Here is a 1,320-nt window from a genome sequence, read left to right on the forward strand (position 1 = left end):
CCCCCTCGCGTCCTACGCGCTCCGCTACGCCCGTGAGGGCCTGCAGAGTCGCCTGATCACGAACAAGCCCCTCTTCCTGACCGTGTTCGTCACCGCGCGCTGCGGGCTGAACTGTGGGCACTGCTTCTACCGCGAGGAGCTCCTCAACGGGGACATCAAGGACGAGCTCACCCTCGCGGAGTTCGACCGCATGACCTCGCGGCTCCCGCACTTCCCGAAGCTCATCCTCACGGGCGGGGAGCCGTTCCTTCGGCCGGACCTGCCGGAGATCACGGAGCTGTTCTACGAGAACCGCTCACGCGCCCGGCAGATCACGATCCCGACCGCGGGCGCGCACACCGACCGCATCGTGGGGCTGGTCGAGCGGGTGCTGCCGTCGCGGCCCGACCTCATCCTCGAGCTGCAACTCTCCATCGACGGCGTGGGCGAGCAGCACGACGCGATCCGCGGCAAGGGCGCCTTCGAGCGCCTCATGCGCACCTACCACGCGCTCCGGCCCATCCAGGACGCGAACGCCGGCCTGCGCCTGCGCTTCAACTACACCTTCTCGCGCCGCACCCAGGACCACTTCCGCCAGACCTGGGAGTACGTCACGCAGGAGCTGCGCAACCCCTACTTCGACATGGTGCTCGTCCGGCGCACGACGGTGGACGACACGTTCTGGGGCGAGGTGGACCTCGCGAAGTACCGCGAGGCGACGGAGCTGCTCCAGGCGCAGGAGCTGGCCCGCGCGGGCGACGACACCTTCCGGCAGCTGCTCGCGCAGCGGGTGCGCGTGGAGCGTGAGATCATCGCGGAGCACCACGCTGGGCGCAGGGTGATGTCCGGGTGCCAGGCGGGGACGTTGACGGCGATCGTCTCGGAGAAGGGCGACGTGCGCCCCTGCGAGATCCTCGACACCACCTTCGGCAACCTGCGCGACGTGGACTTCGACTTCGAGGGCCTGTGGGCCAGCGGGGAGGCAGAGCGACACCGGCGCTGGGTCAAGGAGACCGGGTGCTACTGCACCTTCGAGACCTGCGTGCGCACCACGATGAGCTTCCAGCCGAAGTGGTACGCCCGCATGGCGAAGAACTTCGTCGAGGAGCGCGTGGCGGGTCGTCAGCGCACGTAGAGCGACATCGCGTTCACGCCCTCGTAGCCGGACGAGGACACGGCGGCGCCGGACGGGCAGACGTCCCGCGCGAGGAGCCCCGCTGAATCGACCCGCGTGTCGAGGTACACCGCCATCGGGTGGGCCTCTCCCTGCCAGTAGCTGCCCCCGAAGCTCGGGCAGGTCTCGCAGCAGCGCGCGTGGAACCAGGGCACCGCGTCGTAGTC

2 protein-coding genes are annotated in these 1,320 nt (G+C 69.4%); one reads left to right on the plus strand and one right to left on the minus strand.

What is annotated here, in order from left to right:
- The coding region (locus EB084_25710; GenBank protein NDD31660.1) for a radical SAM protein at nucleotides 1–1,114 on the plus strand (1,114 nt) is incomplete at its 5' end.
- On the opposite strand, the gene EB084_25715 is transcribed toward EB084_25710, so the two are convergent.
- Nucleotides 1,102–1,320: hypothetical protein (locus EB084_25715; protein ID NDD31661.1), on the minus strand; the 219-nt coding region annotated here is incomplete at its 5' end. The two genes, EB084_25710 and EB084_25715, sit on opposite strands and share 13 nt — an antisense overlap.

The sequence above is a fragment of the Pseudomonadota bacterium genome, from assembly GCA_010028905.1.
Lineage (GTDB): Bacteria > Vulcanimicrobiota > Xenobia > RGZZ01 > RGZZ01 > RGZZ01.